The organism is Pseudomonas sp. PS01270 (assembly GCF_029959775.1).
GTDB classification, from domain to species: Bacteria; Pseudomonadota; Gammaproteobacteria; order Pseudomonadales; family Pseudomonadaceae; genus Aquipseudomonas; species Aquipseudomonas atacamensis.
The window spans coordinates 1-236 of record NZ_JASCPT010000313.1 but is presented as its reverse complement, the minus strand read 5'-3'; the positions used below and the strand labels follow the sequence as shown (position 1 = coordinate 236).

1 rRNA gene is annotated in these 236 nt (G+C 50.4%); it reads right to left on the bottom strand.

What is annotated here, in order from left to right:
• Positions 1–58: 58 nt before the first annotated feature.
• Positions 59–174: ribosomal RNA gene (rrf, locus tag QMX86_RS28325) — 5S ribosomal RNA — on the bottom strand.
• Positions 175–236 lie beyond the last annotated feature (62 nt).

The window sequence follows — 236 nt, the reverse complement described above, 5'->3', positions numbered from 1 at the left end:
TTTCTCGCAGGCAAAACAAAACCCCAACTGCTTTCGCAATTGGGGTTTCGGAATTTAATCTTGACGATGACCTACTCTCACATGGGGAAACCCCACACTACCATCGGCGATGCATCGTTTCACTGCTGAGTTCGGGATGGGATCAGGTGGTTCCAACGCTCTATGGTCGTCAAGAAATTCGGGTACTGACTCGTGACCGGATGGCCTCGCTTCAGCAAATTGGGTATGTGACAGCT